The following is an 18,440-nucleotide window of genomic DNA, read 5'->3' on the forward strand; positions in this document are numbered from 1 at the left end:
GGCGTCGGCGATCGGTGTGCCACCCCCGTGATCCGCGCGTCCGCCCGGCGGACGCGACGCCGGTGGCGTGGGACCCGCTCTCTGCGAACAGCTTGAGCGCGCCGCCCGCCTCGGCCGGCCGCAGCCGGGCCGCGCGGCCGCCGGCGCGCTCACCGTGTGCTCTTCGGCTCGTCGCCGGGCCCGTGGCCCGGCGACGGGAACACCGTCCGGGGCGTGCCGACCGGTTCCGCACCGCCCGCCTCCGCGGGCGCGCGCCGAAGCGCCTCCCCGCGCACCTGGCCGGGGAGGCGCCGCGGCAGGCCGTGGGTCAGCCCTCCCGGGCGTACCGCTTCAGCTCGCGCCGTGCCAGGGAGCGCTTGTGGACCTCGTCGGGGCCGTCGGCCAGCCGCAGCGTGCGGGCCGCCGCGTACAGCTCCGCCAGCGGGAAGTCCTGGCTGACGCCGCCCGCGCCGTGCAACTGGATGGCGCGGTCGAGGATCAGCCCGACCTTCTCCGGAGTCGCGATCTTGATGGCCTGGATCTCCGTGTGGGCACCCCGGTTGCCCACGGTGTCCATCAGCCAGGCGGTCTTGAGCACCAGCAGCCGCAACTGCTCGATCTCCACCCGGGCCTCGGCGATCCACTGCTGGACGACACCCTGCTCCGCCAGCGGCTTGCCGAAGGCGACCCGTCCCGTGGCGCGCCGGCACATCAGCTCCACCGCCCGCTCGGCCATGCCGATCAGCCGCATGCAGTGGTGGATGCGGCCCGGCCCCAGGCGTGCCTGGGCGATGGCGAAGCCGCCGCCCTCCTCGCCGACCAGGTTCTCCGCGGGGACCCGCACGTCGTGGAAGACGACCTCCGCGTGGCCGCCGTGGTCCCCGTCGTCGTAGCCGAACACCCGCATGCCGCGGCGCACTTCGAGGCCGGGGGTGTCGCGCGGCACCAGGAGCATGCTCTGCTGGCGGTGGCGCTCGGCCGCCGGGTCGGTCTTGCCCATGACGATGAAGATCTGGCACCGCGGGTTCATCGCCCCGGAGATGTACCACTTGCGGCCGTTGACGACGTACTCGTCGCCGGCGCGCTCGATCCGCGTCTCGATGTTGGTCGCGTCGGAGGAGGCGACATCGGGTTCGGTCATCGCGAAGGCCGAGCGGATCTCGCCCGCGAGCAGCGGCTCCAGCCAGGTCTTGCGCTGCCGCTCGCTGCCGAACTCGCTGAGCACCTCCATGTTCCCGGTGTCCGGCGCGGCGCAGTTGAGGGCCGGCGGGGCGAGGTGCGGGCTGCGGCCGGTGATCTCGGCCAGCGGCGCGTACTGCAGGTTGGTCAGCCCGGCGCCACGCTCACCGGGGAGGAAGAGGTTCCACAGCCCGCGCTCGCGCGCCTTCGCCTTCAGCTCCTCGACGACCGGCGGCGCGGACCACACGGCCTCTCCCTCCGCGGCCTCGCGCTGCCGCTGGAAGACCGGTTCCGCGGGGTACACGTGCTCGTCCATGAACGCGAGCAGCCGCCCGCGCAGTTCCTCGGTCCTGGCGTCGTACGCGAAATCCATGGCTCAGCCTTCCTGAAGCGTCCGCAGGCCGTTGTCGATGAAGGCCGGGACCACGGCGCCGATCCGGTCGAAGCCGGCGCCGACGGTCTGGCCGAGGGTGTAGCGGTAGTGGATGCCCTCGAGGATCACCGCGAGCTTGAAGTAGGCGAAGGCGGTGTACCAGGCGACCGATGACACGTCGCGGCCGGAGCCCGCCGCGTAACGCTCGATCAGCTCGGCGGGGGAGGGGTGGCCGGGCGCGCCCCCGGTGACGGAGACGGGGGTGCCGGGGGTGGGGCGCAGCTCGCCGTACATGAGCAGCAGCCCGAGGTCGGTGAGCGGGTCGCCGAGGGTGGACATCTCCCAGTCGAGGATGGCCCGGACGGTGTCGTCGGCGCCGATGAGGACGTTGTCGAGCCGGTAGTCGCCGTGCACGACCGCCGCGGGCGCCGAGGCGGGCAGGCGCGTGCCGAGGAGCGCCGCGAGTTCGTCGATCCCGGCCAGTTCGCGGCTGCGCGAGGCGTCGAGCTGCTTGCCCCAGCGGCGCAGTTGCCGCTCCAGGAAGCCCTCGGGCCTGCCGAAGTCCTCGAGCCCCACCGCCCGCGGGTCCACGGCGTGCAGCGCGACCAGGGTGTCCACCAGCCGCAGCACGATGTCCCGGGTGCGCTCCGGACCGAGCTCCGTGAGCTGCCCCTCGGTGCGGTAGGGCGTGCCCTCGACGAAGTCCATGACGTAGAAGGGGGCGCCGATGACCTCGGGGTCCTCGCAGAGCAGCACGGCCCCGGGGACGGGGACGGGGGTGTCGCGCAGGGCGCTGATGACGCGGTGCTCGCGGGCCATGTCGTGCGCCGTCGCGAGGACGTGGCCGAGCGGGGGGCGCCGGACGACCCAGCGGGAGACGCCGTCGGTCACCGCGTAGGTCAGGTTCGACCGGCCGCCCTCGATGAGCTCACCCCGAAGCGCGCCCGCCGGCAGTCCTGGCCGCTCGGCGTCGAGGTGCCGCCGCAGCCGCTCCAGGTCGAGTCCCGGTGGGTTCTGCGTCCCGCTCATCCTTGCTCCTCGCCGCCGCCGTAGCTGTCCCGGCTATCATGCCGACCAGTCGGTATGTCGTCCAGTCCGCCGCCCCGCCCACCACCGGAAAAGCAGGTGACCGGCGTTCGCGGCGCTGCGAGACTGACGCCATGATCCCGCCCGCCGCCCTCGACTCGCTGTACGGACTGGCCCACGGTGACGCCTTCGGCGACCGGTGGTTCTTCACCTCGCGCGAGGAGCGGGAGGGCGCCATCGCGCACCGGATCACCCCCGAGGACGTTCCCTGGTACTGGACCGACGACACCGCCCAGGCGCTGGTGCTCTTCGGGCACCTGGCGGAGAACGGCGGTTCCGTCCGGCAGGACGCCCTCGCCGCCGGCCTCGCCGGGGCCTATGCCGCCGACCCCTACCGCAAGTACGGCCCCTCCATGCACGACGTCCTGCGCCGCATCGGCGACGGGGAGCGCTGGACGGAGGTCGTGGCCGGGCAGTTCGGCGGGCAGGGCTCGTACGGCAACGGCGCCGCGATGCGGGTGGCGCCGCTGGGCGCGTGGCTCGCCGCCGACCTCGAGGCCGCCGCCGCGCAGGCCGCCGTGTCCCACCACCACCCCGAGGCCGTGGCCGGGGCGGTCGCCGTGGCGCTCGCCGCCGCCTTCGCGGCCCGCAGCCGCGGCGGTCCGGCCCCGCGTGACCTGCTGACACGGGTGGCCGACCGGCTCCCCGGCAGCGACGTGCGCTCCGGGCTGCGCACCGCGGGCCGCTTCCCCGAGGGCACCTCCGTCCGGCACGCGGCCGAGGTCCTGGGCTCCGGCTACGGGGTCTCCGCGCCGGACACCGTCCCTTTCGCCCTGTGGTGCGCCGCGCGGCACCTGGACGACCTGGAGGGCGGTCTGTGGGAGGCCGTCGCCGGACTCGGTGACATGGACACCACCTGTGCCATCGCCGGCGGGGTCATCGCCTCCCGCACCGGGATCGACGGGCTTCCGCCCGCTTGGCGCGCGGCGTTGGAGCCGCTGCCCGACTGGGTACCGGAGCCGTCCGGTGAAACGGCGTATCGCCGCCGACCTGCGCGTTCTTGACGGGCATCCGGACGCCACCTAGGGTCGCGTTCTGGTGGACGCATGGTATTCACATATGTGAACGTGAAGGGTGGCGTGCAGTGGCACAGCAGAGGGATCTGACGATCACCGGGGTGAGGCTCACCCCCGTTCTCATCTCCGACCCGCCGCTGCTCAACACCCAGGGCGTGCACCAGCCCTACACCCCCCGCCTGATCGTCGAGGTGACCACCGCGGGCGGGGTGAGCGGCGTCGGTGAGACCTACGGCGACACCCGCTACCTGGAGCTCGCGAGGCCGCTGGCGGACGCCCTGCAGGGCTGCCGAGTCGACGACCTCAACAACCTGCCGGCCCTCGCGGCGCTGGTCTGCGCGGTGCCCGAGGAGACCTCCGACGCGGTGGACGCCGGCGGTCTGCGCGGCGTCCAGACCGCCGACAAACTGCTGCTCTCCGTGGTCTCGGCCTTCGAGGTGGCCTGCCTGGACGCCCTCGGCAAGACGCTCGGGCTGCCCGTGCACGCCCTGCTCGGCGGGAAGGTCCGCGACACCGTCGACTACAGCGCCTACCTCTTCTACCGCTGGGCCGAACACCCCGGCGGCGAGGGCGAGAAGGACGGCTGGGGCGACGCCCTGGACCCGGCCGGGGTGGTCGCGCAGGCCCGCAGGCTGGTGCGCGAGCACGGCTTCACCTCGTTCAAGCTGAAGGGCGGGGTGTTCGCTCCGGAGCAGGAGATCGCCGCCGTACGGGCCCTCGCGGCGGCCTTCCCCGAGCAGCCGCTGCGGCTGGACCCCAACGGCGCCTGGTCGGTGGAGACCTCGCTGCACGTGGCGCGGGAACTCGGCGACGTCCTGGAGTACCTGGAGGACCCCGCCGCGGGCACCGCCCTGATGGCCGAGGTGTCCGCCGGCACGGACGTACCGCTCGCCACCAACATGTGCGTGACGACCTTCCCGGAGATCGCGGAGGCCTTCGCCAAGGACGCGGTCCAGATCGTGCTCTCCGACCACCACTACTGGGGCGGGCTGCGCAACACCCGCGAACTGGCCGCGATCTGCCGCACCTTCGGGGTCGGCCTGTCGATGCACTCCAACACCCACCTGGGCATCAGCCTGGCCGCCATGACGCACGTAGCCGCCACGGTGCCCGGTCTGCACCACGCCTGCGACTCGCACTACCCCTGGCAGGCCGAGGACGTCATCACCCGCCGCCACGAGTTCCGGGGCGGCCGGCTGAACGTCTCCGACGCCCCGGGCCTCGGGGTGGAGCTCGACCGGGCGGCTCTGGACGTGCTGCACCGGCGCTGGCTGGAGGACGACGGCACCTTCCACGAGCGGGACGACGCCGCCGCCATGCGCAAGGCCGAGCCCGGCTGGGTCACCCGCCGCTGGTGACCCGGGCGGGGATCAGGCCAGGCACTCCGGGATCCGGCCGCCGTTGAGCACGGCCATGTCGGTGATCACCGGGAGCAGGTCCAGCGGCGAGCCGAGGGGCAGGCCGTCCAGCTCCGCGTACGCGCGGTGCAGATTGGCGACCAGCCGCTCCGGCTCGCGCAGCGTCGCGAACTCGCCGAGGTCGGCCGCCCGCGCCACCTCCATCGGGGTCCGGCCCGCCTTGTGGCCCTCGGCCGCCAGCTCGGCCACGAAGCGCAGGTAGCCCTCGACGGTGGCGTACACCGAGGGGTCGCAGATGCCGCCGTGACCCGGCACGACGACCTCGGCGTCCAGCGAGCGCAGCACCTCCAGGGCGCGCAGCGAGCCCTCGAGCGATCCCATGGGGACGAACGGCGCGCCCCCGTTGAAGACCAGGTCGCCGGTGAAGACGACCCGGCGCCCCGGGAGCCAGACGATCGTGTCGCCGAGGGTGTGGGCCACGCCGGGATGCAGGAGCTGCACCTCCTCCTCGCCGACGTGGAGGGTCAGGCGGTCCTCGTAGGTGACCGTCGCCGGGACCACCGGCACCTCGCCGTACTCCACGTCCGGCCAGATCGCGTGCAGCTGGTGCCCGGCCGCGACCTGCTCGGTGACGCACGCGGTGTGGCCGACGATCCGGGCCCCTTCCGCGAAGACGCTGTTGCCGTAGGTGTGGTCGCCGTGGTGGTGGGTGTTGACCACGTGTGCGGGCATCGGCGCGCCGGAGGCGACGAGGGCCTCGCGCAGCATCAGCGCCCGGCGCTCGGTGGCGGCGGTGTCGATCAGCAGCGTGCTGCTTCCGTCGGTCACCCAGCCCGCGTTGTTGAGGCACCAGCCCCCGTCCGGCTGGACGTAGGCGTGAACCCCGGGAGCGACTTCCTCGGTGAACGGGTGCTCGGTGTGCAGCTGTGACATTTTGACGCCCTTCCCTGGTCAGACGCATGGAACGTACCAGGGAAGGGCGTACGGTCGGCGAAGCGGGGGCGTCGCCTACAAGACGAGCGAGAGCAGCAGCACGAAGACGATCCCGACCACGGAGATCACGGTCTCCATGGCGGACCAGGACTTCAGGGTCTGCGGGACGTTCATCCCGAAGTACTCCTTCACCAGCCAGAAGCCCGCGTCGTTGACGTGCGAGAAGAACAGCGAGCCGGCGCCGACGGCGAGCACCAGCAGCGAGGCGTGCGTGGGGGTCATGCCCTCGGCCAGGGGTGCGACCAGGCCCGCGGCGGAGATGGTGGCCACGGTGGCGGAGCCGGTCGCGACCCGGATGAGGACGGCGATCAGCCAGGCCAGGAGCAGCGGCGAGATGTTCCAGCCGTCCGACCAGCCGAGGATCATGTTGCCGATGCCGGCGTCGATGAGGGTCTGCTTGAAGCCGCCGCCCGCACCGACGATCAGCAGGATGCCGGCGATCGGGCCGAGGGACTTCTCCACCGTCGTGGAGATCCGCTCCTTGGTGAAGCCGGCCGCCCTGCCCAGGGTGAACATGCCCAGGACGACGGCGGACAGCAGGGCGATCAGCGGCGAGCCGATGACGTCGAAGATCCGGAAGACCAGGCTGCCCTGGTCGTCGACGAGGACGTCCACGAGCGCCTTGCCGAGCATCAGCACCACCGGCAGCAGCATCGTGGCCACCGTGGCGGTGAAGCCCGGACGCCTCTCCAGTTCGTCGGACGCCCGGGTGGGGGTGAGGTGCTCGGGCGGGGTGACCTTCACCCAGCGGTCGGCGAACCGCCCGAAGAGCGGGCCGGCTATCGCGACGGTGGGCAGCGCGACGAGCACGCCGAGCGCGAGGGTGGTGCCGAGGTCGGCGTGGATGGAGTCGATCGCGGCGAGCGGGCCGGGGTGCGGCGGCACCAGGCCGTGCATCACGGACAGACCGGCGAGCGCCGGGACGCCGATCCGGATCAGGGAGTGGTTGCCGCGCCGGGCCACCAGCAGCACGACCGGGATCAGCAGCACGATGCCGACCTCGAAGAAGAGCGGGAGCCCGATCAGGCCGGCGATGAGTGCCATCGCCCACGGCAGCCGCCGTTCGCTCGTCCTGGCGAGGACCGTGTCGACGATCTGGTCGGCGCCGCCGGAGTCGGCGAGCAGCTTGCCGAGGATCGCGCCGAGCGCGATGAGGACGCCCACACCCGCGACGGTCGTGCCGAGGCCGGTGGTGAAGCTGGCGATGGTCTTGGCGAGGGGCGCGCCCGCGACGGCACCGAGGACTCCGGTGCCGATGGTGAGGGCGAGGAAGGCGTGCATCTTCCAGCGGGTGATCAGCAGGACGATCACCGCGATGCCGGCGAGGGCGGCGACGGCCAGCTGGGTGTCGCCCGCGCTGGTGATCGGTTCCGTCGCCGCGGGGGCCGCGGCCAGCAACTCGGCGCTGAGTGCAGACACGTTCTACTCCGTGGGGGAGGAGGGGTGGGGGGACTGCGCGTGGGGGGACTGCGCGTGAGGGGAGGGGGGGAAGGCGGGCTCAGTGAGCGAGCGCCGCCAGAGCGCGTTCGGTGATCTGGTGGGGGCCGCCGTCGATCGCGACCACGGCACCGGCCTCGTCGGACTCCAGCGGTTCGAGCGCCTCGAACTGGGAGCGCAGCAGGCCGGCGGGCATGAAGTGCTGCATCCGCGCCGCCAGGCGCGAGGCGATCAGCTCCTCGGACCCGTCGAGGTGGACGAAGAACAGCCCGGGGGTGTCCCGCCGGAGCCGGTCACGGTAGCGGCGCCGCAGCGCCGAGCAGCTGACCACTCCGCCGCGGTCGCCGCGCTCGACGATCCACGCCGCGATGGCGTCCAGCCAGGGGGCCCGGTCCTCGTCGTCCAGCGGGTGCCCGGCCGACATCTTGGCGATGTTGGCGGGCGGGTGGAAGTCGTCCGCCTCGGCGTAGGGGACGTCCAGCCGCTCGGCGAGCAGCCCCCCGACGGTGGACTTGCCCGAGCCGGACACGCCCATCACCACCACCAGGGGGTGGTGCGGGGCCTCCGGGCCTGCCTCGGTCACCACGGGTACCTCCTTGTGCGTGTGCCTGGCCCTGCTTCGTGACCGACCCAGGAAACGCCATAAGTACTACTTATTCAAGGCCCCGAAATGAAATCGTCATACGAAGCGATTCCCGCATAGGCTGTCGCCCATGGATCGGCCCATGGATCGGCAGGGGGAGCACGGCGGCCTGCACGCCCGTGTCCTGGCGGAACTCGGCCCCGCCATCGCCTCGGGCGCGCACCCGCCCGGCACGGTGCTGCGCATCGACGAGCTGGAGCGGCGGTACGGCGTCTCCCGCACCGTCGTCCGTGAGGCCGTACGGGTCCTGGAGGCCATGCACCTCGTCGAGTCCCGGCGCCGGGTCGGCATCACGGTGCGCCGCACCGAGGAGTGGAACGTCTTCGACCCGGCCGTCATCCGCTGGCGCCTGGCCGGGGCGGACCGGCCCCGGCAGCTGCGCTCGCTCACCATGCTCCGGACCGCCGTCGAACCCGTGGCCGCCGGTCTCGCGGCGGCGGCCGCGACCCCGGGGCAGTGCCGCGAACTGACCGTTCTCGCCGCCGAGATGGCGGCCGCCGGCCGGGCCGCGGACCTCGACGAGTACCTGGTGCACGATGTGGCCTTCCACCGGCTGATGCTCACCGCCTCCGGCAACGAGATGTTCGCCCGCCTCGGCGAGGTCGTCGCGGAGGTGCTCACCGGGCGCACCGAGCACCACGTCATGTTCAGCGCCCCCGACCCCGAGGCGGTCACCCTCCACGTCCGTGTCGCCGAGGCCGTCCGCGCCCGCGACGCGGAGTCCGCGGAGCGCCTGATGCGCGAGATCTGCCTCGGCGCGCTGCGCGAACTCGACGTACTGGCCCCCTGACCGCGCCCCGCCGTACGGCGGGGGCGGGGGCGGGGCCTCGGGGTCAGCCGGTGGGTCCTGCGTGGCGCAGGATCGCGTCCACGGTCTCCTGGGGGGTCTGGCGGGAGGTGTCCAGCCAGAGCCCGATCCGCGGGGTGCCCGCCCGCAGGGCGCGGTCGAGGTCGGCGGGCGTCCACGCGCCGTAGGCCCGCTTCTTCCGGCCGGCCTCGCGGGCGGCGATCGCCTCGGGGGAGGGGACGAGGACCACGACGTGCAGCGGCCGGGTGCGCAACAGGGCGATCGTGCGGGGCAGTTCGTCGCCGAGGATGACGTCCTGCAGGACGGGGGTGAACCCGGACGCCGCGTACGCGTCCGCGCTCGCCGCCGCCAGGGAGTGCCGCAGCCGCAGTTGCCGCAACGCCTCCTCCGTCAGCGCCGCGACCTCCCCCGCGCCGTCGCCGGGCAGCGCCTCGGCCCGCCCGCCGACGATCATCCGCCGGAACGCGTCGCCCCGGACGTGCGCCGAGCGGGGCAGCCGCTCGGCCAGTGCCTGCGCCACGGTCGACTTCCCCGACGCGGGGATCCCGGTGATCAGGAACATCGCTCGCACCTCACCGCGTGTGGCCTCTCCCTCACCCCGCCGGACGCCGCGCGGCGCCCAGGGCGACTCTATGTTCGAGACACGTCAAGCGGAACGTTTCGGCGGACCGAAAACCAGGTGACCGGCGCGGAGTCGGGATGCTGCACTGGGGATCATGACGACCACACCGGCGGCGGCGCCGCCCCAGCCGTACCGCTGGTCGCTGTCGCGTGCCCGAGGAGGGGCGCCGCCGGACCGGCTGGGTGCGCTGACCGAGGGCGCCGCGCGCCCCACCCTGTGGTACCTGCCCGAACTGACCGTGTGCACCGGGAAGGTGCTCGCCCGCTCGGGCGGCGCCGACCTGTGCTTCGTCGGCCGCTCCCTGGACAGCATGTACGACCTGCTGACCGGCGCCTTCGAGGGTTCCTCCCGGGAGGGGCCGCCGCTGCGCCTGCCGCTGTCGCTGCGCCTGGGCCGGCACCCGGCGCCCGCCCACACGGCCCGGCTGCGCGAGCACCTCGCCGCGGCCGGACTCGCGCCGCACGCCCTGGCCCGCCGTACCCGTCCGGTGGCGCTGGTCGACCTGGTCTCCGAGGGCGGCACCTACGACACGCTGTTCGCCGCACTCGCCGACTGGGTGCGCGAGAGCCGCGAGCCGTGGCCGGCGATCCGCCGCAAGCTGCGCTTCGTGGGCGTCACGCACCGCCGGCGGACCAGCCCGAACACCTGGCGCTGGCAGCAGAACACCGCGGGCGGCTGGGCGCGTTCCCTGCCGTCGGGGCATGTCGCCGGGGTGTCCCTGCATCCGCGGGTGTGGTCGTACTTCGGCGACGAACAGGCCAAGCTGCAGCCGTCCTTCCCGCCTCCGCGCTGGTTCGACGCGTACGCCGCGGAACCCTGGCACGGACCGGACCTCCCCGCGGCGCTGGCCGAGTCGCTCGCCCTGGTCGAGGCGGGGCGCGGCCGGTCCGTGCGCGCGGAGCTGGTGCGGGTGATCGCGCGGGAGCCCGGTTTCGCGGACCGCGAGGTCCGCGCCCTCATCGCCCCGCTGCGCGGCCTGGCGCCGTCCCGTTCCCGTCCCGGTGCGGTCTCCCGCGGCCGGTCCGGCTCGCGTCAGCGCTCCCTGCCGCGGGCCTCCATGACCGGGCGCAGCCGCTCCAGCAGCGCGTAGAGAGCCGCCTGCTCGTTCTCGTCCAGGGTGTCCAGCGCCCCGTGGGTGGCCTGCATCTCGTCGCGGACGCGGCGGATGGTCTCGCGTCCGAGGTCGGTGGCCACGACGTTCTTGACCCGCCGGTCGGCGGCGCTCACCTCGCGGCGGACGAAGCCGTGCGCCTCGAGCCGGTCGACGATGCCGGTGACGTTGGACGCGTCGCACACCAGCCGCTCGGCCAGGCCGCGCATCGGCACCGGGCCGCCCAGCTGGGCGAGCACCTTGGCCTGCATGGAGGTCAGCCCGTGCCGGCCCGCGGCGGCGGCGAAGTCCTGCCACTGGGCGGTGCCGATGGCGGCGAGCAGCTCCAGCAGTTCGATCTTGGTGGGCTGCGTGGTCGTCGCGGCGGTCGGGGCGCTCATGTCTGCGAGTGTACGCAAAAGCTTGAGATGGTAAATCATTAGCTTGAAGTCTTCAAACGTCGGTTTTCAGTGCGGGCCGAGGAAGACCAGCAGCACGCCCGCGACGGCCAGTACCAGCACGCACAGCACCGCCCCGGTCGCCGTCCCGCCCGCCATCGCGGAGGGCCGTGCCGAGCCGAGGGCGGCGATCCGCCGCTGGGTGACGACGGTGAACGCCGGCCAGGCCGACGCGCAGAGCGACAGCCCCAGCAGCCCGGCCGGCGACACCCCGTGCAGCACCGCCTCGCGCCCGGCCAGCAGCGCGGCCACCGCGAAGGCCAGCGTGGTGCGCCGCCAGGCCAGCCGGGTCCGCTCCGGCTGCAGTCCCGGATCCCGGGGGGAGTCGCCGCCCGGGGCGGTCATCAGCCCGCCCACCCCAGCGTCACCGCGAGCAGCAGGGCCACCGCCACCAGGGCCACCAGCACGGCCAGCGCGGCGGGGAAGCGCGAGACCGGCAGATCGTCCCCGCGCCGCATCGCCTGTTCGCACCGCACCCAGTGGTTCACCGCGCGGACCGCGCACATCGCTCCGCCGACCACCAGCACCACCGCGAGCGTCACCCGGAGCGGCCTGCGCAGGTCCCGGAGGAACTGGTCGACCGCGAAGCCGCCGCCGACCAGCGCGAGCGCGGTACGCAGCCAGGCGAGGAAGGTCCGCTCGTTGGCGAGCGAGAAGCGGTAGTCGGGCGTCGTCCCCTCGGCCCGCACTTGTGCCGGGGCGAACCACAGGGCGACCGCCCCGGCCGCGGCCCGCGCATGCTTGATCACGGCCCCACAGTACCGAGCGGCCTCCGGCCGGGCGCGCCGTGGGCGGCCCCGCCAGGGGCGGTCCAGGGGACCCATAGTGTATCAATTGATCCAGAAATGGTATGCTCGCGCCATGGCGCGCACCAGGGAGTTCGACCTCGACCAGGCCCTCGACCGTGCGATGGACCTGTTCTGGCGCCGCGGCTACGCGGCGACGTCCCTCCAGGACCTGCTGACCGAGCTCTCCATCGGCAGCGGCAGCCTGTACGCGGCCTTCGGCTCCAAGGACAAGCTCTACGCCCGCGCCCTGGAGCGCTACTGCTCCCAGTACGCCGGCGGACTCGTCGAACTGCTGGAGAACGCGGACGAGATCCGGCCCGCCGTCCGCGCCGCGCTGACGCAGATGGTCGAGGCGGACCTGGAGGACCCGGAGCGGGGCTGCCTGCTGGTCAACGCCGCCACCGAGCGCGGGGACGACCCCGGCACCGTGGACCGCGTCGCGATCACCCTGCGCCTGCTGGAGTCCTCCCTCGCGGCGGCGCTGGAGAAGGCGAGGGCCCGCGGGGAGCTGTCCGCCGACAAGGAGCCGGTGGCACTCGCACGCTTTCTCACCACCTTCGTCCAGGGCCTGCGCGTCGTCGGCCGGGCCCGCCTCGGCAGGGCCTTCGTCGAGGACGCCGTCGACACCGCCCTGCGCTCCCTGGACTGATCGCGTCGCGCCCCGCCGCCCGGAACCGGGGCGGTGTCCGATGGTGTCCCCCTCCCCATGGGACCGATCGTCACCGGCATCCGCAGACTCGTGCTCTTCGGCTGGACGGAGGCGCGCTGCTGCGCCTTCGCGGTCGCGCTGATGGCAGGCGTGGCCGGCTCGCGGCTGCTGCCCCCGCTGCCCGTCGCCCGCTACGACCTGCTGCTCTGCTACGGGGTGGCGCTGAGCGCGCTGTTCTGGGCCTGCGGCTGGGAACGCGGCCGCGACGTCGCCGTCATCGCGGTGTGCCACGCCGTCGGGCTGCTCTTCGAACTCGTCAAGGTGCACCTGGGCTCCTGGAGCTATCCCGAGCCCGCGCTCACCAAGTTCGGCGGCGTCCCGCTGTACGGGGGCTTCCTCTACGCCGCCGTCGGCAGCTACGTGTGCGCCGCCTGGCGGCTGTTCGAACTGGGCCTGACCGGCTACCGCCGCCGGGCCATGACGATCCTGGCCGCGGCGGTGTACCTCAACTTCTTCACCCACCACTGGCTGCCCGACGCGCGGTGGCTGCTGGCCGTACTGCTGCTGTGGGCCACCGCCGGCACCTGGGTGCACTTCACGGTCGACGGGGCGCGCCTGCGGATGCCGCTGGCGCTCTCCTTCGTCCTCATCGGCTTCTTCCTGTGGGTCGCGGAGAACGCCGCCACCTACGTGGGCGCCTGGCGCTACCCCGACCAGGAGCACGGCTGGGTGCCGGTCTCCCTCGCCAAGTTCGGCGCCTGGGCGCTGCTGATCAGCGTCACCTTCGTCGTCGCCAGTCGCGCAGCCGCTCCCAGGCCTCCAGGCCGTCGGGCACCCATTCCCGCTCCGGCAGGAGGCGTTCCAGTTCCTCCTCGGTCACGAAGTCGTGCCAGGCGACCTCCTCGGCCTGCGGCACGACCGGCAGGTCGCAGCGCACCTCGTACACCCGGGCCCACCAGGTGTGACCCGCCGCCGGCCCCGTCCCCTCGTAGAGAAAGCTGAACAGCGCCGTCGGACGCGGCAGACCCGAGACCCCCAGCTCCTCCTCCGCCTCGCGCAGCGCCGCGTCGTCGTACGCCTCGCCCGCGCCCACCACACCGCCCACGAACATGTCGTGGAGGGAGGGGAAGACCAGCTTCTGCGCGGTGCGGCGGTGCACGAACACCCGCCCCTCGCCGTCCCTGGCGAGGATGAAGACGCAGCGGTGACGCAGGCCGCGCGCGGTGGCCTCGCCGCGCGTCGTCCGGCCGACCACCCGGTCCTGTTCGTCGACGATGTCCAGCAGCTCGTCCGCCGAGCGCGGAGCCTCCTCCATGGTCCCTCCCGTCCGTTCCGGGGCCCGTGGTGGCCGCGGTGCCCGTAGCGACCCATGATCGGCCCCGTGACGGGTTCCGGCCAAGCTCCCCGGCCCGCTGCCGCCTCACGCCCCGGGCCCCGGCGCGACCGGCGGGCTGACCTCCGTCCCGGCCGCCCGGGCCGGTCCCGCCGAATCCTTCATCCGCGCACACCGGGGCCGGTAGCGTGCCGCTCGCGGCCGCCCCCCGCTCCGTTCGCGCCGCGACGAGGCGTGTGCGAGCGTGGCCGGAGGCGTATCCGCACACGCCGCGGGTAGGGAATCGGGCCCCGAACGGTCCCACGGGAGGCGAGTGATGAAGCGACCCAGGATCCTGGTCGTCGGCGGCGGCTTCGCGGGCATGGAGTGCGTGCACCGGCTGGAGCGGCGGCTGACCCAGGACGAGGCCGAGATCACCTTGGTCACGCCCTGGAGCCACCAGCTCTACCTGCCCCTGCTCCCGCATGTCGCCGCCGGTGTGCTCACCCCGCAGGCGGTAGCCGTCCCCCTGCGCCGCATGGTGCACCGCAGCGAGGTCATACCCGGGCGGGCGATCGGCGTCGACCCGGCCGCCAAGGCCGTCGTCATCAAGAAGATCACCGACGAGGAGCTCGTCAGGGAGTACGACTACCTGGTGCTGGCCCCCGGAAGCGTGACCCGCACCTTCGACATCCCCGGCCTCACCGAGTACGGCCGCGGCATGAAGACCCTGGCCGAGGCGGCGTACATCCGCGACCACGTCATCGCCCAGCTGGACCTGGCGTCCGCCACCACGGACCAGGCCGAGCGGGAGTCGCGGCTGCAGTTCGTCGTCGTCGGCGGCGGCTACGCCGGCACCGAGACGGCCGCCGTCCTGCAGCGGCTGACCACGGCAGCGGCCAAGCGCTACCCGCGCCTGGACCCGGCCCTCATCAAGTGGCACCTGATCGACATCGCGCCCCGCCTGATGCCCGAACTCGGCGAGAAGCTCGGCCTGAAGGCGATGCAGATCGTCAGCGAGCGCGGCGTCGAGGTCTCGCTCGGTGTGTCCGTCGCCGAGGTGACCCCCGACACCGTGACCTTCACCGACGGGCGCAAGCTGCCCTGTCGCACGCTCATCTGGACCGCCGGCGTCGTCTCCAGTCCCCTGGTGGCCACGCTGGGCACCGAGACCGTCAAGGGCCGGCTCGTCACCGACCCCGAGATGTGCATCCCCGGCGCCGACGGGGTCTTCGCCCTCGGCGACTCGGCCGCCGTCCCCGACCTCGATGTCGGCGGCGGCGCGGTCTGCCCGCCCACCGCCCAGCACGCCATGCGGCAGGGCAAGGCCGTCGCCGAGAACGTCGTCGCGGCGCTGCGCGGCCGCCCCCTTCAGCCGTACCGGCACCGGGACCTCGGCCTGGTGGTGGACCTCGGCGGGGTCGAGGCGGTCTCCAAGCCCCTCGGTATCCCGCTCAGCGGCCTCCCCGCCCAGGTCGTCGCCCGCGGCTACCACCTGGGCGCGCTGCGCACCTTCCCCGCCCGCTTCCGGGCCGCCGCCGGCTGGTTCCTCAACGCCGTCGCCGGGGACGACTTCGTCCGCACCGGGTTCCAGGCCCGCAGGCCCGCCGCCCTGAAGGACTTCGAGGTCACCGACATCTACCTCACACCCGAGGAGATCCGCCGCCACGTCGAGTCGCTGCGCGCGACGGCCGCCTGAGCCCGCACACGAGCACCACCCCACCCACATCTGAACACCGACACCGCTGACGGCGAGGGACATGACCCAGCGACGTGAGACCCTGCGCATCGCCAACTGCTCCGGCTTCTACGGCGACCGCCTCTCGGCCGCCCGCGAGATGGTCGAGGGCGGCCCGATCGACGTACTGACCGGCGACTACCTCGCCGAGCTGACGATGCTGCTGCTCTGGAAGGCCCGGCAGCGCGACCCCGAGGCCGGCTACGCCCTCTCCTTCCTCGCCCAGATGGGCGACGTCCTGGGCACCTGCCTGGACCGCGGCATCAAGATCGTCGTCAACGCGGGCGGGCTCAACCCCGCCGGGCTGGCCGCCCGACTCCGCGAACTGGCCGCCCTGGCGGGGCTGAACCCGTCCGTCGCCCACCTGGAGGGCGACGACCTGCTCGACCGGCTGCCCGAACTCCAGCGCGAGGGCCACCCGTTCACCCATCTGGCCACCGGACTCCCGCTCGCCGACGCGGGCGTGCGCCCGCTCACGGCCAACGCCTACCTCGGCGCCTGGGGCATCACCGAGGCCCTGCGCGCCGGGGCCGACGTCGTCATCTGCGGCCGCGTCACCGACGCCTCCCTCGTCGTCGGCCCCGCCGCCTGGGCCTTCGACTGGGCCACCGACGACTGGGACCGGCTCGCCGGCGCCGTCACCGCCGGGCACATCATCGAGTGCGGAGCCCAGGCCACCGGCGGAAACTACTCCTTCTTCACCGAGATCGAGAGACCCGTGCGCCCCGGCTTCCCCATCGCCGAGCTGCGGGCCGACGGCTCCAGTGTCATCACCAAGCACGAGGGCACCGGGGGAGCGGTCACCGTCGACACCGTCACCGCCCAACTGCTGTACGAGATAGACCGCCCCGCCTACCTCAACCCCGACGTCGTCACCCGCTTCGACACCGTGACCCTGGAACAGCAGGGCCCCGACCGCGTCCTGGTCAGCGGCGCCCGGGGCGAACCCGCCCCCGACACCCTCAAGGTGTGCCTCAACCACCACGGCGGGTACCGCAATTCGGCCGCCTTCGTGCTCACCGGCCCCGACATCGAGGCCAAGGCCCGGTTCGCCGAGGCGTCCCTGCTCGACGCGACCGGCGGCCCGTCCGGCTTCGGGACGTACGACCTGCGCACCGAGCCCACCGCCACCGGAGCCCGGCTCACCCTCACCGTCAAGGACACCGACAAGGACAAGGTCGGCCGCGCCCTGTTCGGCGCCGTCGTCGGAACGGGCCTGTCCACCGCCCCCGGGCTGCACATGGAGCACTTCTCGCCGAGACCCACCGAGTACGGCGTGCACTGGCCGGCCCTCGTCCCCGCCGCCCTCGTCCACCCCGAGGTCGTGCTCCAGGACGGCACCCGCGTCGCCGTGCCGCGCCCGCCCGCCACGTCCGTACGCGTCCCCGCGCAGCCCCCGGCCCCGCCCGCCCGTCCGGTCGAGGGCCCCACCGTGCGCGCCCCCCTGGGCCTGCTCGTCGGCGCCCGATCCGGCGACAAGGGCGGCGACGCCAACGTGGGCCTGTGGGCCCGCGACGACGCCGCCTACGGCTGGCTGCGCGACTGGCTCGACGTCGAACGGCTGCGCGCACTGCTGCCCGAGGCCGCGAAACTCCCCGTCAGCCGCTACGAGCTGCCCAACCTGCGGGCCCTCAACTTCGTCGTCCACGGCCTGCTCGGCGAGGGCGTCGCCGCCTCCACCCGCCCCGACCCGCAGGCCAAGGGGCTCGGCGAGTACCTGCGCGGGCTGGAGACCGACATCCCCGCGGTGCTCGTCCCCGGGCAGCGCCACGAGGCATGATCGCGCCATGAGCAACCTCGATGTCCATCCCGTGCCCGCCACGTGCGGCGGGCGCGAGGACGTGTCCGCCAAGCCTGTCCACGACCTGCTCACCGGACGCCTCGTGCCGCTCGGCGAGAGCACCGCCGTACGGCGCCTGCTGCCCAACCTCGGCCGCCGCATGGTCGGTGCCTGGTGCTTCGTCGACCACTACGGTCCCGACGACATCGCGGACCAGCCCGGAATGCAGGTCCCCCCGCACCCGCACATCGGGCTGCAGACCGTCAGCTGGCTGCACGAGGGCGAGGTGCTGCACCGCGACACCCTCGGCAGCCTGCAGACCGTGCGCCCGCGGGAACTGGGCCTGATGACCTCGGGCCGGGGCATCGCCCACTCGGAGGAGTCCCCGCGCGAGCACGCCCGCCTCCTGCACGGCGCCCAGCTGTGGGTCGCCCTCCCGGAGGCCGCACGCCACGGCGGGCCCGCCTTCGAGCACCACGCCGACCTGCCGGTGCTGCGGGGCGGGGGCGGCCTCACCGCCACCGTGATCCTCGGCGGGCTGGACGGCGCGGCCTCGCCCGGCACCGTCCACACGCCCATCGTCGGCGCCGACCTCGCCCTCGCCGCGGGCACCGACGTGACGCTGCCGCTGGAGCGCGACTTCGAGTACGCGGTGCTGTCGATGTCGGGCCGGGCCGAGGTGGACGGCGTGCCCGTGGAGGCCGGATCGATGCTCTACCTGGGCTGCGGACGGACCGGGCTGCCGCTGCGCGCGGACTCCGACGCGGGCCTGATGCTGCTGGGCGGCGAGCCGTTCGGGGAGAAGCTGGTCATGTGGTGGAACTTCGTCGCCCGCAGCGGCGAGGAGATCGCCCGCGCACGCGAGGAGTGGAACACCGGAAGTGCCTTCGGCACCGTGCACGGCTACGACGGCGACCGCCTCCTGGCCCCGGAGATGCCCGCGACCCCCCTGAAGCCGCGCGGCCGCGAACGCTGACCGCTGCGCGGCGAGCCGGAGTTCCCCGGCCCTGCCCGCCGCCCACGCGCTGCGCGGTGCGCGCCACGTGGCGTCCTCGGGTGGCCGCCGGTCGAGGTGCGGGGCCGGGGACACCGTCCTCCGCCGCCGTGAACGGCGGTTTCCGCGGTGGCCGG

General features: G+C 73.7%; 18 protein-coding genes and 1 pseudogene. 9 read left to right on the forward strand and 10 right to left on the reverse strand.

The genetic code is table 11. The features are described 5' to 3' along the window. Positions 1 to 307: 307 nt before the first annotated feature. Both B085_RS0112965 and B085_RS0112970 read right to left on the reverse strand, forming a co-directional pair. Positions 308 to 1,531, reverse strand: coding sequence for an acyl-CoA dehydrogenase family protein (locus B085_RS0112965; RefSeq protein ID WP_018558993.1), 1,224 nt, complete (start codon positions 1,529 to 1,531; stop codon positions 308 to 310). 3 nt (positions 1,532 to 1,534) lie between these two features. Next, entirely contained in the window at positions 1,535 to 2,560 is a 1,026-nt protein-coding gene (locus B085_RS0112970) for a phosphotransferase family protein (protein WP_018558994.1), read from the reverse strand. Between the two features lie 131 nt (positions 2,561 to 2,691). On the opposite strand from B085_RS0112970, the gene B085_RS42210 reads away from it, so the two are divergent. Next, positions 2,692 to 3,621 (forward strand): ADP-ribosylglycohydrolase family protein, encoded by a 930-nt coding sequence (locus tag B085_RS42210; protein WP_018558995.1) that lies wholly within the window; start codon positions 2,692 to 2,694, stop codon positions 3,619 to 3,621. Between the two features lie 80 nt (positions 3,622 to 3,701). Further along, positions 3,702 to 4,991, forward strand: a complete 1,290-nt coding sequence (locus B085_RS0112980; protein WP_018558996.1) for a glucarate dehydratase family protein — start codon at positions 3,702 to 3,704, stop codon at positions 4,989 to 4,991. 12 nt (positions 4,992 to 5,003) lie between these two features. On the opposite strand, the gene B085_RS0112985 is transcribed toward B085_RS0112980, so the two are convergent. The 3 genes from B085_RS0112985 to B085_RS0112995 form a co-directional block, all read right to left on the reverse strand. Further along, entirely contained in the window at positions 5,004 to 5,924 is a 921-nt protein-coding gene (locus tag B085_RS0112985; RefSeq protein ID WP_018558997.1) for an MBL fold metallo-hydrolase, read from the reverse strand. A gap of 75 nt (positions 5,925 to 5,999) precedes the next feature. Continuing rightward, positions 6,000 to 7,403, reverse strand: a complete 1,404-nt coding sequence (locus B085_RS0112990) for a GntP family permease (RefSeq protein WP_018558998.1) — start codon at positions 7,401 to 7,403, stop codon at positions 6,000 to 6,002. 79 nt (positions 7,404 to 7,482) lie between these two features. Beyond that, positions 7,483 to 7,956: a gluconokinase gene (locus B085_RS0112995; RefSeq protein ID WP_037731614.1), complete on the reverse strand. Its 474-nt coding sequence runs from the start codon at positions 7,954 to 7,956 to the stop codon at positions 7,483 to 7,485. Positions 7,957 to 8,146: 190 nt separating this feature from the next. On the opposite strand from B085_RS0112995, the gene B085_RS0113000 reads away from it, so the two are divergent. Next, entirely contained in the window at positions 8,147 to 8,854 is a 708-nt protein-coding gene (locus B085_RS0113000) for a FadR/GntR family transcriptional regulator (protein ID WP_018559000.1), read from the forward strand. 43 nt (positions 8,855 to 8,897) lie between these two features. On the opposite strand, the gene B085_RS0113005 is transcribed toward B085_RS0113000, so the two are convergent. Continuing rightward, a complete protein-coding gene (locus B085_RS0113005) occupies positions 8,898 to 9,434 on the reverse strand; it encodes an AAA family ATPase (RefSeq protein ID WP_018559001.1) in 537 nt (178 codons plus the stop codon). 154 nt (positions 9,435 to 9,588) lie between these two features. On the opposite strand from B085_RS0113005, the gene B085_RS48130 reads away from it, so the two are divergent. Next, positions 9,589 to 10,584, forward strand: a complete 996-nt coding sequence (locus B085_RS48130; RefSeq protein ID WP_018559002.1) for a hypothetical protein — start codon at positions 9,589 to 9,591, stop codon at positions 10,582 to 10,584. Here B085_RS48130 and B085_RS0113015 read toward each other — a convergent pair. The 3 genes from B085_RS0113015 to B085_RS0113025 all read right to left on the reverse strand — a co-directional run bounded on the left by B085_RS0113015 (position 10,527) and on the right by B085_RS0113025 (position 11,791). Further along, complete coding sequence (locus B085_RS0113015) at positions 10,527 to 10,985, reverse strand: MarR family winged helix-turn-helix transcriptional regulator (RefSeq protein WP_018559003.1); 459 nt, start codon at positions 10,983 to 10,985, stop codon at positions 10,527 to 10,529. The two genes, B085_RS48130 and B085_RS0113015, sit on opposite strands and share 58 nt — an antisense overlap. A 66-nt stretch (positions 10,986 to 11,051) precedes the next feature. Next, positions 11,052 to 11,387: a DUF202 domain-containing protein gene (locus B085_RS0113020; protein ID WP_026250991.1), complete on the reverse strand. Its 336-nt coding sequence runs from the start codon at positions 11,385 to 11,387 to the stop codon at positions 11,052 to 11,054. After that, positions 11,387 to 11,791 carry a DUF202 domain-containing protein gene (locus B085_RS0113025; protein ID WP_018559005.1) on the reverse strand — a complete coding sequence of 135 codons (405 nt, stop codon included), beginning with the start codon at positions 11,789 to 11,791 and terminating at the stop codon, positions 11,387 to 11,389. Before B085_RS0113025 ends, B085_RS0113020 begins: the two co-directional genes overlap by 1 nt. Positions 11,792 to 11,903: 112 nt before the next feature. Between B085_RS0113025 and B085_RS0113030 the strand changes: the two genes are divergently transcribed. Beyond that, a complete protein-coding gene (locus tag B085_RS0113030; RefSeq protein WP_018559006.1) occupies positions 11,904 to 12,479 on the forward strand; it encodes a TetR/AcrR family transcriptional regulator in 576 nt (191 codons plus the stop codon). A gap of 57 nt (positions 12,480 to 12,536) precedes the next feature. Continuing rightward, positions 12,537 to 13,310 (forward strand): annotated as a pseudogene (locus tag B085_RS50685) (DUF817 domain-containing protein); the annotation flags it as partial. Here the strand turns inward: B085_RS50685 and B085_RS50690 are convergent. After that, positions 13,258 to 13,794 carry an NUDIX hydrolase gene (locus B085_RS50690; protein ID WP_018559008.1) on the reverse strand — a complete coding sequence of 179 codons (537 nt, stop codon included), beginning with the start codon at positions 13,792 to 13,794 and terminating at the stop codon, positions 13,258 to 13,260. The pseudogene B085_RS50685 and the gene B085_RS50690 sit on opposite strands and share 53 nt — an antisense overlap. A 334-nt stretch (positions 13,795 to 14,128) precedes the next feature. Here B085_RS50690 and B085_RS0113045 point away from each other — a divergent pair, with 334 nt between their 5' ends. The 3 genes from B085_RS0113045 (at position 14,129) to B085_RS0113055 (ending at position 18,285) form a co-directional block, all read left to right on the forward strand. Continuing rightward, complete coding sequence (locus B085_RS0113045) at positions 14,129 to 15,490, forward strand: NAD(P)/FAD-dependent oxidoreductase (protein ID WP_018559009.1); 1,362 nt, start codon at positions 14,129 to 14,131, stop codon at positions 15,488 to 15,490. Positions 15,491 to 15,551: 61 nt separating this feature from the next. After that, the gene (locus tag B085_RS0113050; protein WP_018559010.1) at positions 15,552 to 17,309 is read left to right on the forward strand and encodes an acyclic terpene utilization AtuA family protein; all 1,758 of its coding nucleotides are present in this window, start codon (positions 15,552 to 15,554) and stop codon (positions 17,307 to 17,309) included. Positions 17,310 to 17,316: 7 nt separating this feature from the next. Beyond that, positions 17,317 to 18,285: a pirin family protein gene (locus B085_RS0113055; protein ID WP_018559011.1), complete on the forward strand. Its 969-nt coding sequence runs from the start codon at positions 17,317 to 17,319 to the stop codon at positions 18,283 to 18,285. The last annotated feature ends 155 nt before the right edge of the window (positions 18,286 to 18,440 follow it).

Source organism: Streptomyces sp. BoleA5, from assembly GCF_000373665.1.
Lineage (GTDB): Bacteria > Actinomycetota > Actinomycetes > Streptomycetales > Streptomycetaceae > Actinacidiphila.